The following is a 20,228-nucleotide window of genomic DNA, read 5'->3' as shown; positions in this document are numbered from 1 at the left end:
GGATATCGCTACCGAAGTATTTGGTGATGCTTTGGGCGGTGTAGACACTGTACAGGCTTCTGTAAGCTACACCTTGAGCAGTAACCTAGAAAACTTAACTTTGACAGGGTTTGCAGCAAATGGCACAGGCAACGCCCGCAACAACGTCATCAACGGCAACGCTTTCAATAATACACTCTTTGGGTTGGATGGTAACGATAATATTAATGGTGGTGGTGGCAATGATACAATCTTTGGTGGCAATGGCAACGACACCGTAAATGGCGGCACAGGTGCTGACAGACTAGACGGTGGTGACAACGATGACCTGTACATTGTAGACAACGTTGGGGATATCGCTACCGAAGTATTCGGTGATGCTTTGGGCGGTGTAGACACTGTACAGTCTTCAGTTAGTTACACTTTGAGTGCTAACTTGGAGAACCTAACTTTGACAGGGTTGGCAGCAATTAACGGCACAGGCAACGCCCGTAATAACGTTATCAACGGCAACAGTGCTAATAATGTACTCTCTGGGTTGGATGGTAACGATACAATCTTTGGTGGTAGTGGCAATGACACCATCAATGGAGGCAATGGCAACGACAGCATTGATGGTGGTGGTGGCAACGATAGCCTCAATGGCGGCGCTGGTACTGACACATTCAAAGGCAGTCAAGGTAATGACAACATTAATGGTGGAGATGGCATAGATACCGCAGACTACAGTCAACTAGGTCAAATCACTTTGTCAGGTGTCGGAACCGTTCAAAAAGCAGGGGGATTCGGGCAAGACCAACTCTTTAAAGTTGAAAAGGTTATTGCAAATGCGAGTGTTGCCAATAACACCATAGATGCATCCGCATCTTTGCCTGGGGTATCTATTACTGTTAACCTGCAAACCCAAAGTTTGGCTGCAAATAACGTTCCTGGTTTGGGAACATTGTCATTTACTGCGGTTAACTTTGATAATGTCATCGGTACAAATGCAGGTGACAACATTGTTGGTGACAGCCAAAATAACGTATTATCCGGTGGTAATGGCAACGATAACATTAACGGTGGTGCTGGCAACGATACCATTACTGGTGGTAATGGAACCGATCTTCTCACTGGTGGTTTAGGTAACGATCTTTTCGACTTCAACTCACTTGCTGAGAGTCAACCTGGTGTGTTGCGCGATGTCATCAGTGGCTTCGCTGGATTAGGCGCTGGATTAGGCGATCGAATCGATCTATCTACCATTGACGCTAACCCATTTTTAGCAGGCAACCAAGCCTTCACTTTCATTGGGGCTAACCTATTCACCGCAGTTGGCCAAGTCAGTTATATTGGAGGCATTCTTCGAGCTAACACCGATCTCGTTTTCGGCTTGGAATCTGAGTTCGATATTCAGCTCGCAGGAGCGCCAGCACTATTTGTAGCCGCAGGAAATCTTGGAAGCGACATTATCCTTTAATTAAGTTACAGCTATTTTCAGGTAAATAGACCACGCGCTAGGGGCACAGCAATGCTGTACCCCTACGACAGATGTGGTTCAAATAAATGAAACTGCTGTAAGTAAGGTTAATTGAATAGTCGGGGGGAGAGGTTAGCTTGCTTCTCCCTTTTTTGATCTTCTCTACTCCTTACTCAACACTTTTTTGGTGAAACATCGAGAATTACTCAGGATCGATCGCGCTCCCCAGGCATGAGAAAATCAGGTAATACAATCGCAACTGTAGCGATGATGGCACACAAGGAAAAAAGATGTCGGAGAATTTGAGAAGCCAAATTGTCACCAAAGGGGTGCAGCGATCGCCAAATCGAGCTATGCTGCGTGCAGTTGGTTTTAAAGATGAAGATTTCAACAAAGCCATTGTGGGCATTGCCAATGGCTATAGTACAATCACTCCCTGTAATATGGGGATTAATACACTGGCGCAAAGGGCAGAAGTTGGGATTAAATCTGCCGGGGCGATGCCGCAAGTGTTCGGGACGATTACCATTAGCGATGGCATTTCCATGGGAACTGAAGGGATGAAATATTCCCTGGTGTCGCGGGAAGTAATTGCTGATTCCATTGAAACTGCCTGTACCGGACAAAGTATGGATGGGGTGTTGGCAATTGGTGGTTGTGATAAAAATATGCCAGGAGCAATGCTGGCGATCGCTCGGATGAATATTCCAGCTATCTTTGTTTACGGTGGCACCATCAAACCCGGTCACTACAACGGACGCGATTTAACTGTTGTCAGTTCTTTTGAAGCTGTTGGTCAATACAGTGCTGGAAAAATTGACGAAAAGGAATTATTAGAAGTTGAAGGTCGGGCTTGTCCTGGCGCTGGTTCCTGTGGTGGAATGTTCACGGCTAACACCATGTCTTCTGCTTTCGAGGCGCTGGGTATGAGTTTGCCCTATTCCTCAACAATGGCAGCGGAAGATGCCGAAAAAGCCGATAGTACAGAAAAATCGGCATTTGTTTTAGTCGAAGCTATTCGCAAACAAATTTTACCCCGACAAATCATCACCCGCAAATCTATCGAAAATGCCATTTCTGTAATTATGGCGGTGGGTGGTTCCACAAATGCGGTGTTGCATTTCTTGGCGATCGCTCGTGCCGCAGAGGTAGAGTTAACTATAGACGACTTTGAAGCTATCCGCGCCCGTGTTCCCGTTTTGTGTGATTTAAAACCAAGTGGTAGATATGTAGCTACAGACTTGCACAAAGCTGGAGGCATTCCCCAAGTGATGAAAATGCTACTTACACATGGTTTACTACATGGGGATTGCTTGACCATCAGCGGTCAAACCATTGCAGAGACATTAGCAGATATCCCAGAAGAACCAGCAGCCAACCAAGATGTGATTCGTCCTTGGAACAACCCGATGTATGCCCAAGGACATTTAGCTATTCTCAGAGGTAATCTGGCAACAGAAGGGGCTGTAGCTAAAATTACTGGTGTGAAAAAGCCAGTAATTACTGGGCCTGCACGGGTATTTGAATCCGAAGAAGCTTCCTTGGATGCGATTTTAGCGGGTAAGATTCAACCAGGTGATATTTTGGTAATTCGCTACGAAGGCCCTAAGGGAGGCCCTGGAATGCGAGAAATGTTGGCCCCCACCTCCGCAATTATTGGTGCTGGCTTGGGCGATGCTGTGGGATTAATTACTGACGGACGCTTTTCTGGTGGTACTTATGGTATGGTAGTTGGTCACGTTGCACCAGAAGCAGCAGTTGGAGGTGCGATCGCTCTTGTGGAAGAAGGCGATCGCATTACCATTGATGCACCCGCTCGTTTATTGCAGTTAGATATCTCCGATGAAGAATTAGCTCGTCGGCGTGCTAATTGGCAACCTCCTGCACCACGTTACACAAAAGGTGTGTTGGCGAAATATGCCAAGTTGGTATCTTCTAGTAGTGTTGGTGCGGTAACGGATTTAGATTTATTTTAAAGTGAAAATTTGAGAGTAATCAGCTGTTCCACATCTAATTCGCATATCTAAATTTGATGAAAGTCTTGTGGCGTGAGCATTTTGTCTGCCCTGATTATGCAATTTAAATGTGGAGCAGCTTACTAATTAAACTTGATCGTATAAATTAGCCTGCGCTAATTGCTGAACTTTTGAAAGTTTGTTTTGAATATTTTTGCGGATATGATCTCGCTTCTCAAGCAAAGCAATGATTAATTTACCTAGATTGCTCTCCTCAAGAGCCTCTTCAGGTTTAATTAGCATTCCCTCTAGCTCAAAGTGTCTGAATAGCCCCTCAAATTTACCTTGATAGGTTATGCAAGCGACAGGAGTTCCTTGCCCCAAACAGGCAATAGCAAAATGCATTCTACCGCTCAGTACCATATCAAGATTCCCAGCTATAGATTTGATTTGTCTAGCACTAAACTGTGCAGGTAGCCTCAAACAATGATACTGCACTTCTGCCGGAAGATCTTGCCAGATTGCCTCAGATAAACCAATATCACTAGACTTCTTGTCAGGATGGCGAAAATCATGAGGAACTAGTATGAAGCTGACGTTATCATTTTGAGAATATATTTCAGTTAAAGCCTCTACATAGATGTGAATTATTTTATTAATATCTTGCTCGTCAGGTTGGGAAATTATTTGAGAATTGGCGTTGATTCCAAGAACTACCCGTTGACTGATTTTCTGGTCTTTAATCCATTTCAATACATCTGATAGATGTCCATCATTACTAGCAGGATGCACGAGAAATGCTAAGTCAGCGACTAGTTCTATTGGTCTTTTTAATTTCTGAATCAGACGATTCTGTGAAATTGGATCTCGAGCGTATAACTTGATATCTAAAGGTAATTTTTGAAAAGCTTCAACTACTTTTTCCGTTGGTTCTTCATTGAAGCTAAAGCCAAGTATAGCACTATCTGTACCTGTTTGCTTAGCTAATGCAGCACATTGGATTCTTCTGGCAGATCGGTACTCACTATACTTGCCATCCATTACGTCGGCACCCAGACAATAAAATTGGTCATAAGTGCTAGCTAGTTTTATAAATTCAAACCACTGTTTCCATGAATCGCTAAAGATGTGATGAACAATTTTTAAATTTTGAGATTCTGTTTTAAAATTGTTCCAATCAGGAGATAGACTACAGGAAATTAATCCAATTTTTTCTACACCTTTATCTTTGAAATAATCAATAATTCCAGTAATCATAGCTTCATCGCCAATACTACCAAAATTGCTGGGAGGCAGTATAAGAATAGAACGATTTTGCTGATTGCGAGCATGGTTAAAAATCCGCATTAGCCTTAATTTAGTAGCATATGCGTTCAGAAAAAGAGACAAGATATCTTGTTTCATTTATTTTTAAAGATTATTAACAGATTTGAACTTTTGTTTAGTATAGTACGAATTTTATTTTTTTTAACTTTTTTTAAACTCTGTTGGCAAAAAAAACTTCTTCAATTTTGAACCCCGGATAGCGTCCAAACAGACCATATTAAGAGGGAAAAATTCCGGGATGGAAATACCTGATTTCACAGTTTTCAGAAGCTGCATCCTGCTTTGCTAATTGGCGTTGCTGATTTCATGTATCAAAACGATTGTGCATATATCAAAATTATTGTAGAGACGTTGTGTTGGAACGTCTCTACATCTGGATTCATACTGCAATTAGGCAACACCTTCCAGGGACTGCTGTATTTCCCGCTTTTTAAGGCTTACTCGTAAATTCCCCACTGTCTTGATTCTGGCGGTAGACGGAACTTTCCGCCTTGACTCGTGAATTCTGACTTGTGAATTGTTCTTCAATTCTTGCAGTTGCGTCAGTTTCAGACTTCAGTTCGTAAGTCTTTATGCGTTAGGATGACTACAGTGTGGGCAATATACTTAAATCTCATGAATAAAAAAGCACTTTATGTAATATATTTAACTTTGTACTTTATTGATGACGGTTTGATAGTTGGTGAAGTTTGGAGTTTATAATTCCGGTTAGGAAGTATCCACAATCATAATAGGGTATTGTTAGGAACAATGTCTTTTAAGACACTTGCCAATAAAAATGCCCAGCCGAATCGACAATATTATTGCCTATCAACTATATTTCTGGCGCTTTCGCCTTGGGGCGAAAGCAACGTTTGGGTATTTTTTTGATTCGATTTCTCTAACAAGCCTTGTTTGAAAGGATTGAGTTCATTGCAGTAACAGTTTTTTGCTCAAAAAAATCACCACCATACCTGTAGCCATACCAAATACAAGCAGAAGGAATTAATTTTTTTTAGAGACTTACCCAATGGAACCACCTAAAGAATCATCGAATTTTCGACAGAAGGCGTTAAAAGGTGTATTTTGGTCTGCAATTCAAAATTGGGGACGCCAAGCGATCGCCTTTGTTGTTTTTGCGCTGCTTGCTCGTCTGCTTGGGCCTGAGACTTTTGGTTTAGTTGCTTCAGCTACTATATTCCTGGCATTCGTAGGTATTTTTCTTGACCAAGGATTTTCTGTAGCGATCATCCAACGAAAGGAACTGGAACCAGAACATCTCGATACAGCCTTTTGGACTAACTTTGTCATCGGCTTGGTAATGACGGCTTTGAGTATTGCAGCGGCTGGATTGGTTGCCAACTTTTTTTCTCAACCGGAGTTAACACCAATCATTCGTTGGTTATCTCTCAGTTTTGTAATTATTTCCCTGAGTAGTACTCAGGAAGCAATTTTTCAACGCAATCTTGATTTCAAACCCCTAGCGATACGCGAACTGGTAGCAGTATGTTTAGGTGGTGTGGTTGGCGTGACAATGGCTTTTATGGGCTTTGGTGTTTGGAGTCTAGTTAGTCAGCAGTTAGTAAATGGTTTGGCTAAGGTTGTAGTTCTCTGGTCGGCCAGCAATTGGCGACCAAGATTCAAGTTTTCTCAAAGGCATTTTCATGAATTATTTTCTTTTGGTATTAATGTAGTTGGAACCCAAATACTCAACTTTGTTAATCGCAGATCTGATGACTTATTAATTAGTTATTATCTAGGCCCAGTTGCTTTGGGTTATTACTCCGTCGCTTATCGCTTGCTCTTAATAATTACACAGTTATTAACTGGCGTGATCAATCAGGTAGCGATACCTGCATTTTCTAGGTTACAGCAAGAACCTGAAAAGTTGAAAAATGCTTTTTATCAGGTAACGCAACTTACAAGTCTGATTTCTTTTCCAGCATTTTTGGGTATGGCAGCATTAGCACCCGAATTAGTAAGAGTTTTGTTCGGAGAACAATGGTTGCCAAGTATTCCAGTGATGCAAATACTTGCTTTTATTGGTATTGTTCATTCAGTTACCTACTTCAACGGTACTGTAATCACAGCGATGGGTAAACCGGCTTGGAAACTGAAGTTAAACTTTATGCACTCCGTAGCAAATGTTATCGGTTTTGCAATTGCTGTACACTGGGGAATTGTAGCTGTTGCAGCAGTTTATGTGATTCGCAGTTACTTATTGACGCCTGTAGATCTGTGGTTAATTCGTAAATTAATTGGTATAAAATTGATTGTTTATCTGCGGCAGTATGTGATTCCATTAACTGGAGTCCTGGGTATGACAGTTGTAATTTTTGCGGCTAGACACTTCCTGAAAAACCTCATAAACTTACAAACATTATTAGCTGTTTGCATATTGTTGGGTGCCATAACCTATGGAGTGCTTATTGTATTGCTTGCACCAAAGATAGTACAGCAAATACTTGAGATAGTTAACCCATTGATATCTAAAAAATTGGGACACAGTAAAAGATAATAATAAATTCTGGCATTGCTAAATCATCGCTTGATTGGGCAATGCCTATTTCAACTTCAGCTATCAAGAAAAATTCTTGGGCAAAAATTTTACTATAGGACTAGTAATTTTTCCTTTTTTAGCAGTAAAACTTTGAGATGTATTTACTTTTTGGAATATAGTTTTGTTTGTTGCTAACGACTGCCTTACTCTCATCAACAAAAATCACAAACAATATTTTTAACGGTTTGATAAATTTAGGTGTAGCTAGAGTTGAGGGCTTTGTGAAACCTTACAAAACCAAGGATTTTTGCTCTTGCGTTACCATGCAGGAGACAAACTACGTGCCATGATTCGTGAATTTGCTGACATTGAGATATTGTTTAAATAACTTTTGTAACAAGTCAACGTATGAAAAATAATCAAATTCCTCCTGGAAGCTTTGGTCTACCTATATTAGGTGAAACACTTTCTTTTGTTCTTAACCCAGACTTTGTTAAAAAGCGCTATCGACAGCATGGGTCTATCTTCAAAACTCATATTCTTGGCAGACCAACTGTGGTGATGGTGGGGCCAGAAGCTTTAGAGTTCGTTTTGTCAAGCCATATGGAAAATTTTTCTTGGCGCGAGGGATGGCCTGCTAATTTCAAGATATTGCTTGGTGAATCGCTTTTTTTGCAAGATGGAGAGGAACATCGCAGAAATCGCCGTTTGATGATGCCGGCGTTGCATGGTCCAGCATTGGTAAATTATGTCGCCACTATGGAAGATATCACACGTAGTTATCTGCAAAAGTGGGAGAAGCAGCAGGAGTTTACCTGGTTTAAGGAGTTTAAACTATTAACGTTTGATATTGCTAGTCAATTGTTATTGGGTACGCCTCCTGGTCCCGAAGGTGCGCGCCTGAGCAAGTTGTTTGGAACTTTAACCAATGGACTGTTTGCAATTAATCCCTTGCCTTTACCGTTTACAAAATTTGGCAAAGCTTTAGCCGCTCGTAATCAAGTTTTAGAGCAGATAACTCAAATTGTCCGAGAACGCCAACAAAATCCAACCAAGGATGCTCTGAGTTTGTTAATCCAAGCTAGAGATGAAGATGGTAACAGTTTAAGTGAAAAGGAACTCGTAGCCCAAGCGCTGCTGTTACTTTTTGCTGGACATGAAACAACTACTTCTATGCTGACTTGGTTATGTACAGAATTAGCCCGTCATCCAGAAATCCTGGAAAAGGCTAGGGAAGAACAATTACAACTTGCAAGTAAGGGGAATTTGGATTTAGAACAATTAGGAAAAATGCCTTATTTAGAACAGGTTTTATGGGAAGTTGAAAGATTATATCAATCTGTGGGCGGTGGGTTTCGTGGTGTTATTAAAGACTTTGAATTTAAAGGTTTTCATGTACCTGCTGGTTGGCAACTATTTTATTCAATTAGAACTACTCACCAAATTGAAGAAATTTATTCTCAGCCAGACCGTTTTGAGCCTGAACGTTTCAGCCCTCAACGGCAAGAACACAAAAAATATCCTTTGAGTCTAGTTGGTTTCGGCGGTGGCCCCCGTGTTTGTATCGGTATAGCTTTTGCCAAAATGGAAATGAAAATAGTGGCTTCCCATCTCCTACGCAACTATGATTGGGAAATATTGCCTAACCAAAGTTTGGATTCCGTGCAGTTGCCCACAAATCACCCGAAAGATGGGTTGCGAGTTCGATTTCATCGGCGATGAAATTTTTCTGAATATTAATACAGCGCTTCTCAGTTGAGTAAAGTAGATGTTGATAAGGAAGAAAGACTAGAGGCTAGAATAATGTGCCTCATTTAAATGAAAAGCGCTGTAATTGCAGGTTAAAATGACTTTTTTGATGAAGTAATTAAATTAAATATATGAAAAATCATCAAATTCCTCCTGGAAGCTTTGGTCTACCTGTATTAGGTGAAACACTTTCCTTTTTTTTTGACCGCGACTTTAGTAAAAAGCGCTATCGCGAGTTTGGGCCTATCTTCAAAACTCATATTTTTGGCAGACCAACTGTGGTAATGGTAGGGCCAGAGGCGTTAGAGTTCGTTTTGTCAAGCCATATGGAGAATTTTTCTTGGCGCGAGGGATGGCCTGCTAATTTCAAAATTTTGTTGGGCGAATCACTTTTTTTGCAAGACGGAAAGGAACATCGCAGAAATCGCCGCTTGATGATGCCGGCGTTGCACGGACCAGCGTTGGTAAATTACGTTGCTACTATGGAAGATATCACACGTAGTTATCTGCAAAAGTGGGAAAAGCAGCAGGAGCTTACCTGGTTTGGGGAGTTTAAACAACTGACGTTTGATATTGCAAGTCAATTATTATTGGGTACGCCTCCTGGTGTTGAAGCTAGGCGCGTGAGCAATTTGTTTACAACCCTATCAAGTGGGTTATTTGCTATTAATCCATTGCCTTTACCATTTACCAAATTTGGTAAAGCCCTAGCAGCCCGTAATCAAATTTTAGAGCATGTAACTAAGGTTGTTAGAGAACGCCAGCAAAACCCAACCAAAGATGTTCTGAGTTTGTTAATGCAAGCTAGAGATGAAGATGGTAACAGTCTCAGCGAACAAGAACTCATCGCCCAAGCAGTACTACTACTTTTTGCCGGACACGACACCACAACCACGATGTTAACTTGGTTGTGTTTAGAATTAGCTCGTCATCCAGAGGTACTGCAACGCGCTAGGGAAGAACAACTGAAATTTGCTGATGTTAATTCTTTAACTTTGGAACAACTGGGGCAAATGCCTTATTTAGACCAAATTTTATGGGAAGTTGAAAGGCTACGTCCGTCAGTTGGTGCGGGATTTCGTGGTGTTGTTAAAGAATTTGAATTTAAAGGCTTTTATGTTCCTGCTGGTTGGCAATTATACTATGCGATCGCATTTACTCATCGCCTCCCAGAAATTTATTCTCAGCCAGAGCTTTTCGATCCTGACCGCTTCAGTCCCCAGCGTCAAGAACACAAGCAGTATCCTTTTAGTTTAGTTGGTTTTGGCGGTGGGCCACGCGTGTGTATTGGCATAGCTTTTGCCAAAATGGAAATGAAGATTATCGCAGCTCACCTTCTACGTAGCTATGATTGGGAAATCTTACCCAATCAAAGTTTAGATACAATGGGAATTCCTAATCGTCCTAAAGATGGGTTACGAGTTCGATTTAAGCCTCAGTGATATCATGTCTGCTAAAGACTAATCGTTTAGGCTGACGCAAAGATGAGGGGATAATCATAAGTGATTAGCTGGACTTGCATATAGGACTAGTATTTGATTTTTGAAATTACTCTTAGAGGCAGGGAACAGGCAATAGGCAATAGGCAATAGGCAATAGGCAATAGTGAAGAAGGGGATTAGAAGTGTACGGATTTTTTTCAGAAATCAAACCGGATTCCTATATGAAATTTTTTATGGCACTTCCCATAGAGATAAATTTGCCTGAACAAGTTTTACAACGCTGGCAAACAGCGAAAGATATCGTCAACCAAAGCGTTAATTCTTTGAGTAACTCAGTAGAACAAGTTGGCGAATCTTTAAAAGCACAAGCTACTACAACGACTAATACAGCAATTGATACAGTGACGACAAGTTTAGAACAAACTTGGCAAACGGCTGAACAGTTGAAAAGCAGCACATCGGGAGCAATTGAAACAGCAATCAGTTCTTCTTTTAATGATTGGCTGATACAACACCCTGTGATTTTGCGGTTAATTCAAATAGTCAGTTGGGCAGCCAATCATCCCATTATTAGCGTCGTAATTCTGATTTTTGCGCTTGCTTTACTTTGGAGTATTATTAAAGCAATTGTCCGCGTCATCGAAACAGCTAGTTGGTCAATACTGCAATTTCCATTTAAGTTACTTCAGGGTTTAATTAAAGTTAGCTTTCTTTCTTTAACTCAAGTTGGTAGTTTTGCTGTACAGCGAATTAAAAATACCAAAACAGCTGATAATCTATCAGTTTTACCACCTGATAATTTGCCAAAAAAGAAACAACTAAGATTGGCAGAAATTTCTAGTCGTTTAGAGGCAATTCAAAAGGAACAACATGAGCTTTTAGAAGAAGCAGCAGATTTGATTGCTTCTGATACGATTGAGTTAAAAATATCAGAAATTAAACCGCTAGAAAACGTTGAATCACATCTTGGCTGAGTTCGTCGGTGGAGCCGGAGGCGACGATACCGCCTTTTTGCATGGCGTAATAGTAATCGGCTTGACGAACAAAGTGTAAGTGTTGTTCTACTAATAAAACAGAAATGCCTGTGGTTTGGACGATGCGACGGACTGCGGCTTCAATTTCTAGGATGATGGAGGGTTGAATACCTTCGGTGGGTTCGTCTAAGACGAGTAATTGAGGTTCTCCCATTAAAGCACGTGCGATCGCCAACTGTTGCTGTTGTCCTCCACTCAAATCACCACCCATGCGCGAAAGCATGGTTTTTAACACTGGAAATAAGCTAAAAATTTCTTCGGGAATTTCTGGTTTTTTTACTGGTTTGCGTCTAGCTTCTAACCCCAGCAACAAATTTTCTTTGACTGTTAAACGGGGGATAATTTCTCGTCCTTGGGGAACATAACCAATTCCTAATTTTGCTCTTTGGTCTGGAGATTTGGAGTTGATTAATTGTTCGGCTAAGTGAATTGTACCGATGCGGGGTTTGAGTAAACCCATGATGGTCTTAAGTAGGGTTGTTTTACCGACACCATTGCGTCCGATGAGGCAGACCATTTGACCGGATGGTACGGTTAAATCTACGTTGCGGAGAATGTGGCTTTCGCCGTAGTAAACGTTGAGGTTTGAGATTTTTAGCATTAGTTTACGCAGAGGCGCAAAGGCGCAGAGAGGAAGAATTCTGTTATTATCAATTCTGTTCAAGTCAGACAGTAATTATTCTAGGAGATAAACGATGGGCAAGAAATATGATGTTTATGGTGTAGGTAATGCCTTAGTAGATATAGAATACGAAGTATCTCCAGAGTTACTACAACAGTTAAAGATTGATAAAGGTGTAATGACACTCCTAGATGAAGATAATCAAAATCATATTTTGGAAAATCTCAAAAATCTTCATTGTCGTAAGAGTTGTGGAGGTTCAGCAGCAAACACAATAGTGGCAATTAGTCAACTAGGAGGAAAAGTTTTTTATTCCTGTAAAGTGGCTAATGATGAATTTGGAGACTTTTACATAGAAGATTTACTCAACTGTCAGGTAGATACTAACTTAAAAAATGGCGATCGCCAATCAGGAATTACAGGTAAATGTTTGGTGTTAGTAACTCCGGATGCAGATCGCACCATGAATACATTTTTGGGAATTACTGGAGAATTTTCTACACAAGAATTAGTATTAGAAGCGATCGCTGATTCAAAATATCTATATATTGAAGGATATTTAGTAACTTCTCCCACAGGAAAAGAAGCAGCTATAAAAGCTAGAGAAATAGCTGAAACAGCGGGAGTAAAAACTAGCCTGTCCCTATCTGATTACAACATGGTGAAATTTTTTAAAGATGGTTTATTAGACATCATTGGCCCTGGTTTAGACTTTATTTTTGCTAATGAAAGTGAAGCATTAGGACTAGCAGATACACAAGATTTTCAAGTAGCTGTAGACAAACTAAAAATATTGAGTAAGAAATTTGCCATTACTCGCGGTTCCAAAGGTTCAGTAGTATTTGATGGTGATAAATTAATTGAAATCGCTGCACCTCAAGTAAAAGCCGTAGATACAGTGGGAGCAGGAGATATGTATGCAGGAGCTTTCCTCTATGGAATTACCCAAGGTATGAGCTATGAAGAAGCCGGAAAATTAGCATCAACTGCGGCTTCTAAGGTTGTTACATCCTACGGGCCAAGATTAAAAACTGAGGAATTGAAGGCATTACTTACTGCTTAGGGAACTCCCAAAAATAAATTATTCTGCTTCAAGTCGTTGGCTGTTGATGGTTGACTGTCAACGGTCAACTGTCTTTATTCTTCCTGTTTTCCTAAATATACTTCAATGACGCGGGAGTCATTTTGTACTTCTTCAAAATTCCCTTCGCACAGCACCGAACCTTGATGTAATACTGTTACTTTGCGAGCAATTTGACGCACAAATTCCATATCGTGTTCAATTACTAAGATGGAATGACTCTGAGCTAAAGCTAAAAGTAGTTCGCCAACGTTGTAGGTTTCTTCATCTGTTAAACCAGCAACAGGTTCATCAACGAGTAATAAATCAGGAGACTGTGCTACTAACATCCCAATTTCTAAACGTTGCTTTTCTCCATGAGAAAGTAAAGCTGCTGGAATGTCTGCTTTAGCAGTTAAACCGATGGTTTCTAATAAGCCTTTAATACTATTTTTTTCGGTAATACTAGAGCTGCCAAACAAAGTAGAAAAGACATTTTTATTGCGGTTGTTGGTAATTTCTAAATTTTCACGGGGCGTTAAATTTAGATAAACTCTTGGTGTTTGGAATTTACGCCCAATTCCCAACCGCGCAATTTGATGTTCGGAGAAAGAACGTAGGTTTCTACCTTTGAATAAAACTCGCCCAATGGTTGGTTTCACTTTCCCGGTAATGACATCTAAAAATGTTGTCTTTCCCGCACCATTTGGCCCAATTACTACTCGTAACTCACCCACATCCATGCTAAAGTTTAGCTTATTTATAGCTTTAAAACCATCAAAGCTAACAGTTACATTTTCAGTTTCTAATATTTTCGCGTTCATGTTGCACTTCGATGTCTTCTTCTAAAGCAGGGTATGTAACAATTTCTTGAGGGCCTTTGAAAAAAGAAAGATTCTGACGACGCAACCATCCAACTATGCCGTCAGGAAGCACTGTTACGACAATCAAAAATAGTGCGCCTTGGAAAAATAGCCAGATTTCAGCAAATTGTTCGCTTAAAAAAGTGCGGGCATAATTGACTAATAAAGTTCCGACAATTGCGCCAATTAAAGTAGCACGTCCTCCTACAGCGACCCAAATTACCATTTCAATGGAAAAGGCAATATCCATCGCTCTGGGTGACACAGAACCACTTTGAACGGTGTAAAATGCTCCTGCTATGCCTGCGATCGCACCTGAAACTCCAAACACCAGCACCTTAAAATCTGTAGGGTCGTAGCCAGAAAATCTGACTCGACTTTCATCATCACGAATCGCTATTAACAATCTGCCAAAGCGTCCGCTTGTCAGCCAGCGACAAATTCCGTAGGTAGCGGCGAGAAATACCACTGTCAACGTGTAAAATACAAATTGTGTTTTAGTATCGCTGACTGTTGCCCCAAATAAAGTTGTAAAATCTATCAGCCCATTCGTACCGTTGAATAATTTTTGTTGACCATTGAAGAAGTTGAAAAAGACAATGGTTCCGGCTTGAGTCAATATAGAAAAATAAACTCCCTTAAGGCGATTTCTAAATACTAAATATCCCAACAATCCTGCCAATAACCCTGGAATTAATATCACGGCAGCTATTGTCAAAGGAAAAGAATAAAAAGGTTGCCAAAAAGTGGCAAGTTCCGTAACTCCATAAAGCCCCATGAAATCGGGTAATTCACCAGTTGGAACTTGCAGTTTCAGGTACATAGCGATCGCATATCCACCCAAACCAAAGAAAATCCCATGTCCTAAACTCAATAAACCAGTATACCCCCAAATCAAATCAATACCCAAAGCCACGATCGCCAGCGATAAAAATCGCCCCAACAAATTCAGGCGAAACTCCGACAGCACCAGTGGCATAATGATAATCAGGGAAAGTGCGATCGCCACCACCGCTCCCACTTCAATCAATAATCCTCTCTTCTGCTTCATTCTCTGCATCTGTGCGTTTAATTTAAACATCAACAGTACGTCCCTTCTGTGGGAAAATTCCGCCAGGCTTCCACTGCAAAAACACAATAATCAGCGCAAATACCATTACCTTGGCCATACTTGTCGTGGCAAAAAAGGTAAAGAAATCTGCCAAAGGTTTCACAGAACTCAACAACAAAGCCAAAGTTCCAGAACCGATTAAAAAATTAGCCGTACCAATTGCCAAAGCTGCGACAATACTACCTGCTAAATTCCCCACACCCCCAACGACAACAACCATAAAAGTGTCAATAATATAGTTTTGTCCGGTGTTCGGCCCTACAGAACCTAGTAAACTAATCGCACATCCAGCCACGCCAGCTAAACCAGAACCAAGTGCAAAAGTAACCGCATCAACTTTTTGAGTCGGGATACCCAAACAAGCACTCATACTGCGGTTTTGCGTCACAGACCGAATTCTTAAACCCCAGCTAGAACGTTGCAAAAATACGTAAATACCCGCCACACAAATGATTGTTAAAGCAATAATAAATAACCTTGCAAAAGGCAATTGCACGCCACCCAAAGACATCCCCGCTTGTAACCAAGTAGGTGCAGTTACATCCACATTTTGAGCGCCGAACCAAGGTTGAGTTACTGCTAGCTGATAAGTTTGGCTTAATAAATTGCCCGTGATGATTGTTATCCCCAGCGATAGCAATAACAACACCGCCACAACCCAACTACGAACTCTTTCTAAATTTGTGCGAGAATTTAAAATCCATAACCCGCCAAAAAACAACAGAGAAAATATAGCTATGCCAATTATTAAAACCCAATTCACACTGCGAACAAATTGCTGAAAAATTAAACTCACTCCCCAAGTTGCCAATAGAGTTTCTAGGGGACGCCCATAGAGATAGCGAATTACACCCTTTTCTAAAATTAATCCCACAAAGGCTGTGAAAATAAAAGCAATAATCAAAGCCAAAAATATATAACCTTCAAACCACACTCCGCCCAATTGTTTACAGCCATTCTGCACAACAAATGTTGTATAGGCACCAAACATCATCAATTCGCCATGTGCCATATTAATGACACCCATCAATCCAAATACAATGGCTAATCCCAACGCTGCAATTAATAATACAGCGCCAATACTAATGCCATTAAAGATAGCCTCTAAAAAACCTGCTAACACTTGTTTCTCCTACATATTATCTCATATCATTTATTTGCCATCAGTCATTTATCATCTGTTATTCACTAATAACTAATGACTAATGACTAATGACTAATGACTAATGACATAAGAAATTAAACTTTCTTATATTTACCGCCCTTCGCTGGGTCGGTCCAATCACAAGCAAATCCCTTAGTTTCTTTCACAAATTGATTCCAAGGAACTGGTTCAACTGGCGCAGGCGTCGCATAGACAATATCAAACAAACCATCTTGTCTGACTTCGCCAATTCGCACAATTTTAGAGATGTGATGATTGGCATCCATTGTCACTTTACCTTCAGGTGCATCTAGAGTTTGGCCGACTGCCGCAGCACGCACTTTCTCTAAATCAGTAGTCCCAGCTTTTTCTACTGCTTGTTTCCACAAATAAACTGCGATATATGCTGCTTCCATTGGGTCATTTGTAACCCGGTTTTCACCGTATTCTTTTTTGAAAGCAGCAACAAACTTTTTGTTAGCAGGTGTGTCTACTGTTTGGAAATAATTCCAAGCAGCGTAATGACCTTTGAGATACTCTACACCAATTGCTTTAACTTCTTCTTCAGCAATACTTACAGACATAGAAGGATATTTATCTGGTGTTAATCCAGCACCTTTGAGTTGTTTGAAGAAAGCAACATTGCTATCACCATTTAAGGTGTTATAAATAACGCCGCCGTTAGGTAAATTTTGTTTGATTTTAGTGATAATTGGTGTAACTTCTGTGTTACCCAATGGTAAATAATCTTCGCCGACTGTTTTACCACCTAAAGCTTCTAGTTGGGATTTGATGATTGTGTTAGCTGTTCGAGGAAAAACGTAGTCAGAACCAACTAAAAAGAATTCTTTACCTTTATTTTTCAACAACCAATCAACAGATGGTTCGATTTGTTGATTTGGCGCGGCGCCAGTATAAAAAATGTTTTTAGAACACTCTTGACCTTCGTATTGTACGGGATACCAGAGCATGTGATTTTTGCTCTCAAATACTGGCTTGACGTTCTTGCGGCTAGCAGAAGTCCAACAACCAAAAACTACAGCGACTTTATCTTGATCTATTAGCTTGGTTGCCTTTTCTCTAAAAGTATCCCAGTTAGAAGCACCATCTTCACTAATTGCTTCAACTTGTTTACCTAAAACACCACCACTAGCATTAATTTCTTTAATTGCTAATTTTTCAGCGTCAACAACGCTTTTTTCACTAATAGCCATTGTGCCACTCAGGGAGTGCAATATGCCTACTTTGATAGTCGCGCCAGTAGCAGCAGCAACAGGAGAAGCGGCCGGAGGAGCAGTTTCTGTAGCAACTGGGGTATTATTCGCGCAAGCTTTTAGAAAAATGCTGCTTGTGAAACTTACAGATCCGAAGATTAAAAACTTGCGGCGGTTAAATTCTCTTGTCATATATTTGATGAATTTTCTTCTTGATGAATTAGCCAACTCATAGGAAGTTGACAATATCAATGATTAAATTGTGATATTAGTGCGATAGTTTACTAGCAAAAAGTTACTTGTTATACAAAATCTTGGTTTTTGTAATAAAAAATTAAATTTCAATATTAACTTTTGTTTAGTTGTTGCAATTATCATGTCGATATAAATCAGAGGATAGTATTTTAGTACTATCCTCTGATTTAATTTCAAATCTCTCGATCGCATATTGATGACAAACTTGATTTTTAACTTCTTGTGTGGTTAAGTTAACTAAGCAAAAACGTAAATATTAGCATTGCTCAAAGAAAGTCCGGTGTTGAGAGTAGCAATTTGGGTTTGAGCGATCGCTCCTGTTCCGTCTTGATCGAAGAATAAAGAACCGTTATCTTGATTAAAGATAAATTTACTATTACTCGTCGTAGCTGCCGAACCTAAAGCGAATTGATTAACAGCGATCGCAGCACCACCAATCAGTCCACTACCAAAACCAGCCGCAGATATAAAAATAGTATCATCAAGGGTGTTAAAATCACTAATTGTATCACTTCCTTCACTCGGAGAGTAGAAGGTGAAGTAATCATATCCCGTCCCACCAATTAGCGTATCGTTGCCAGTTCCGCCAACCAGGATGTCATCCCCTCTGCCACCATACAAAATGTTAGCAGCACTATTACCAATAATCATGTCATCGCCATCACCACCCAAAGCATTTTCAATCACGGTTTCGGCGCTGATAGTTAGGGCTGTTGCGTTCAAGGTACTCACAGAACCCGGAGTCAGGTTGAGGAAAGAATTGGAAGTAATTGCCGCAGCATTAATTGTATCGATACCGGAAGTATCAGTCAGAGTTGTGGCGGCATAAATGCCGTACTCATTGGTGTAGAAATAAGTATCATTAACAGTATCTGCATCTCCATATAAATTTAATTTCCAACTATTGAAGATACCAATATCTGTAGGGCCTAAATCCTTAACTGTGAGTGTCCAGTTGCCAGCGCTGTTTTCTCCCCAGTGTTGCGTGCTAGAAAACTTAAACACGATATTGTCTCCATCATCTTCCTTATTGCCAGGTTGGTGAACAAGAACACTTTCAGTTCCACTGGGAGAAGTCAGATAAACAACCAAATCGCCGCGATAGGGATGAGTCAGATCGAGTTCCACTTCAACAGTGTCAATATCTAAATCTGCGCCGACAGTAAACGTATGGCTAATACCTGCGTTATTGTTATCTGGGATAATCCAGCCTAAATTACCCGAACTAAAAGAAAGACTCTGCTCGTTGTCTAATCGGCTTTCATTTTGCCAAGTTTCTGCTAAACGCACAGCAGCATGAGCGTCAACTAATCCAAATCCATAGTCTTGGCTGACATGTAAGCCTCCGCCATTCCAGTTGTTAGCGCCGTTGAATTGCCAAATATAATCTGCTCCCCATGCAGAAGGATCGTTTTGACGAGCAGAATAGGCAAGAATTTCTTGGATATCTCGATAACCTAAATTGGGATTTGCTTCCAACATTAAAGCAATTACGCCAGAAACCATTGGGGCAGCAGCTGAAGTGCCGTTAAAACTGTAATTATAATCACCGTAATCATAGCCGCCATATCCGATGCGATCGGTGGTTACAATACTGCCATAACTACCGCTCCCAAACGCAGAAACCAGAATCGAAGCGCCTGGAGTACTGTATGCAGATGCCGAACCATCAGAATTGAGGGCTGCTACGGTAATGACGTGGCGAGAGTTCTGAAAGTTGTGATAATTAGTATTATCTCCTTTTTCGCGATCGTTACCGGCTGCAAATACGATCGCTGTTCCTAATCCATTACGTCCATTAGCAACAGCATTTACAATAGCTTGTCCTGTTTCTGGGGCATTATAAAAATTATCGAGAAAAAAGTTGGTTCCAAAACCCCAGCTATTATTGACAACATCAAAATTCACAGCACGCCACAGCGCATCAGTCGCAGTGTACATAGAGCCAGGAATCGCTCTAATACCAGCAATTGTTGCATTGAAAGCAACACCCACACTACCAACTCCGTTGGCCTCAGCAGCAATAATACCTGCTACTGATGTCCCGTGGCTATCCTCATAGATATCTCCGAAGGGAATAAAATCTTGGTCGATACTGTCATAATCAATTGTTGCGTCATAATTATCGTCCAGGTCGTAGTGGAGATAATCAAATCCATCATCGATAACACCTACAACAACACCATTCCCTGTATAGTCATCCCATACATTAACAACGTTAAGGTCTAAACCACCAGGGTTATACAAATGCCATTGATAAGGAAATAGAAAATCAGCAGGAAAAGTAACCATAAATTTATCTCCTTAATTCTGGAATCACGAGGGAATGTAGAGGCGTAAAGCTGTACGCCCCCACGTCGATTAATCTGTTAGCAGTAATTCTGACGATTAGTAATGTACTTACGTACATAAAATAGAATAGAGAAAGCATTAATATAATTCACGCACCTTTGCTGCTTGCTTAGATGCAGGATGGTGTATGCAAGATTGCAGAAAACTGCATTGTCATTTGATAGATGTGTTGCAAAAATTACAA

15 protein-coding genes are annotated in these 20,228 nt (G+C 40.5%); 8 read left to right on the top strand and 7 right to left on the bottom strand.

The window, feature by feature from the left end; genetic code table 11:
- Both RMY63_RS30855 and ilvD read left to right on the top strand, forming a co-directional pair.
- Nucleotides 1–1,438, top strand: a 1,438-nt coding sequence (locus tag RMY63_RS30855) for a calcium-binding protein (RefSeq protein ID WP_322732368.1), incomplete at its 5' end; no start/stop codon positions are given.
- A gap of 290 nt (nt 1,439–1,728) precedes the next feature.
- Nucleotides 1,729–3,414, top strand: a complete 1,686-nt coding sequence (gene ilvD, locus RMY63_RS30850) for a dihydroxy-acid dehydratase (protein WP_322732367.1) — start codon at nt 1,729–1,731, stop codon at nt 3,412–3,414.
- A gap of 126 nt (nt 3,415–3,540) precedes the next feature.
- Here ilvD and RMY63_RS30845 read toward each other — a convergent pair whose 3' ends face one another.
- The gene (locus RMY63_RS30845) at nt 3,541–4,797 is read right to left on the bottom strand and encodes a polysaccharide pyruvyl transferase family protein (protein ID WP_322732366.1); all 1,257 of its coding nucleotides are present in this window, start codon (nt 4,795–4,797) and stop codon (nt 3,541–3,543) included.
- 931 nt (nt 4,798–5,728) lie between these two features.
- On the opposite strand from RMY63_RS30845, the gene RMY63_RS30840 reads away from it, so the two are divergent.
- From RMY63_RS30840 to RMY63_RS30825, 4 genes are all read left to right on the top strand, one after another.
- Complete coding sequence (locus tag RMY63_RS30840) at nt 5,729–7,216, top strand: MOP flippase family protein (RefSeq protein WP_322732365.1); 1,488 nt, start codon at nt 5,729–5,731, stop codon at nt 7,214–7,216.
- 390 nt (nt 7,217–7,606) lie between these two features.
- A complete protein-coding gene (locus RMY63_RS30835) occupies nt 7,607–8,920 on the top strand; it encodes a cytochrome P450 (protein WP_322732364.1) in 1,314 nt (437 codons plus the stop codon).
- A 158-nt stretch (nt 8,921–9,078) separates the two neighbouring features.
- The gene (locus RMY63_RS30830; RefSeq protein ID WP_322732363.1) at nt 9,079–10,389 is read left to right on the top strand and encodes a cytochrome P450; all 1,311 of its coding nucleotides are present in this window, start codon (nt 9,079–9,081) and stop codon (nt 10,387–10,389) included.
- A gap of 221 nt (nt 10,390–10,610) precedes the next feature.
- Nucleotides 10,611–11,363 (top strand): hypothetical protein, encoded by a 753-nt coding sequence (locus tag RMY63_RS30825; RefSeq protein WP_416212564.1) that lies wholly within the window; start codon nt 10,611–10,613, stop codon nt 11,361–11,363.
- Here the strand turns inward: RMY63_RS30825 and urtE are convergent.
- Entirely contained in the window at nt 11,326–12,024 is a 699-nt protein-coding gene (urtE, locus tag RMY63_RS30820; RefSeq protein ID WP_322732362.1) for an urea ABC transporter ATP-binding subunit UrtE, read from the bottom strand. The two genes, RMY63_RS30825 and urtE, sit on opposite strands and share 38 nt — an antisense overlap.
- Before the next feature lie 94 nt (nt 12,025–12,118).
- Between urtE and RMY63_RS30815 the strand changes: the two genes are divergently transcribed.
- Complete coding sequence (locus RMY63_RS30815) at nt 12,119–13,108, top strand: adenosine kinase (RefSeq protein WP_322732361.1); 990 nt, start codon at nt 12,119–12,121, stop codon at nt 13,106–13,108.
- Nucleotides 13,109–13,182: 74 nt separating this feature from the next.
- Here the strand turns inward: RMY63_RS30815 and urtD are convergent, their stop codons facing one another.
- The 4 genes from urtD to urtA all read right to left on the bottom strand — a co-directional run bounded on the left by urtD (nt 13,183) and on the right by urtA (nt 17,437).
- Nucleotides 13,183–13,929 (bottom strand): urea ABC transporter ATP-binding protein UrtD, encoded by a 747-nt coding sequence (urtD, locus tag RMY63_RS30810; RefSeq protein WP_322732360.1) that lies wholly within the window; start codon nt 13,927–13,929, stop codon nt 13,183–13,185.
- Complete coding sequence (gene urtC, locus RMY63_RS30805) at nt 13,904–15,019, bottom strand: urea ABC transporter permease subunit UrtC (protein WP_322732359.1); 1,116 nt, start codon at nt 15,017–15,019, stop codon at nt 13,904–13,906. Before urtC ends, urtD begins: the two co-directional genes overlap by 26 nt.
- Before the next feature lie 22 nt (nt 15,020–15,041).
- The gene (gene urtB / locus RMY63_RS30800) at nt 15,042–16,202 is read right to left on the bottom strand and encodes an urea ABC transporter permease subunit UrtB (RefSeq protein WP_322732358.1); all 1,161 of its coding nucleotides are present in this window, start codon (nt 16,200–16,202) and stop codon (nt 15,042–15,044) included.
- A 116-nt stretch (nt 16,203–16,318) separates the two neighbouring features.
- On the bottom strand, nt 16,319–17,437 hold the full coding sequence (gene urtA, locus RMY63_RS30795) for an urea ABC transporter substrate-binding protein (protein ID WP_322732357.1): 1,119 nt from the start codon (nt 17,435–17,437) through the stop codon (nt 16,319–16,321).
- Nucleotides 17,438–17,459: 22 nt separating this feature from the next.
- Between urtA and RMY63_RS30790 the strand changes: the two genes are divergently transcribed.
- Nucleotides 17,460–17,672 carry a hypothetical protein gene (locus tag RMY63_RS30790; protein WP_322732356.1) on the top strand — a complete coding sequence of 71 codons (213 nt, stop codon included), beginning with the start codon at nt 17,460–17,462 and terminating at the stop codon, nt 17,670–17,672.
- A gap of 257 nt (nt 17,673–17,929) precedes the next feature.
- On the opposite strand, the gene RMY63_RS30785 is transcribed toward RMY63_RS30790, so the two are convergent.
- Nucleotides 17,930–19,984, bottom strand: a complete 2,055-nt coding sequence (locus tag RMY63_RS30785; RefSeq protein ID WP_322732355.1) for a S8 family serine peptidase — start codon at nt 19,982–19,984, stop codon at nt 17,930–17,932.
- Between the last annotated feature and the right edge of the window lie 244 nt (nt 19,985–20,228).

It is taken from the genome of Nostoc sp. ChiQUE01b (genome assembly GCF_034531255.1).
Taxonomy (GTDB): Bacteria; Cyanobacteriota; Cyanobacteriia; order Cyanobacteriales; family Nostocaceae; genus Nostoc.
This window is presented reverse-complemented; position numbering and strand designations above follow the sequence as displayed.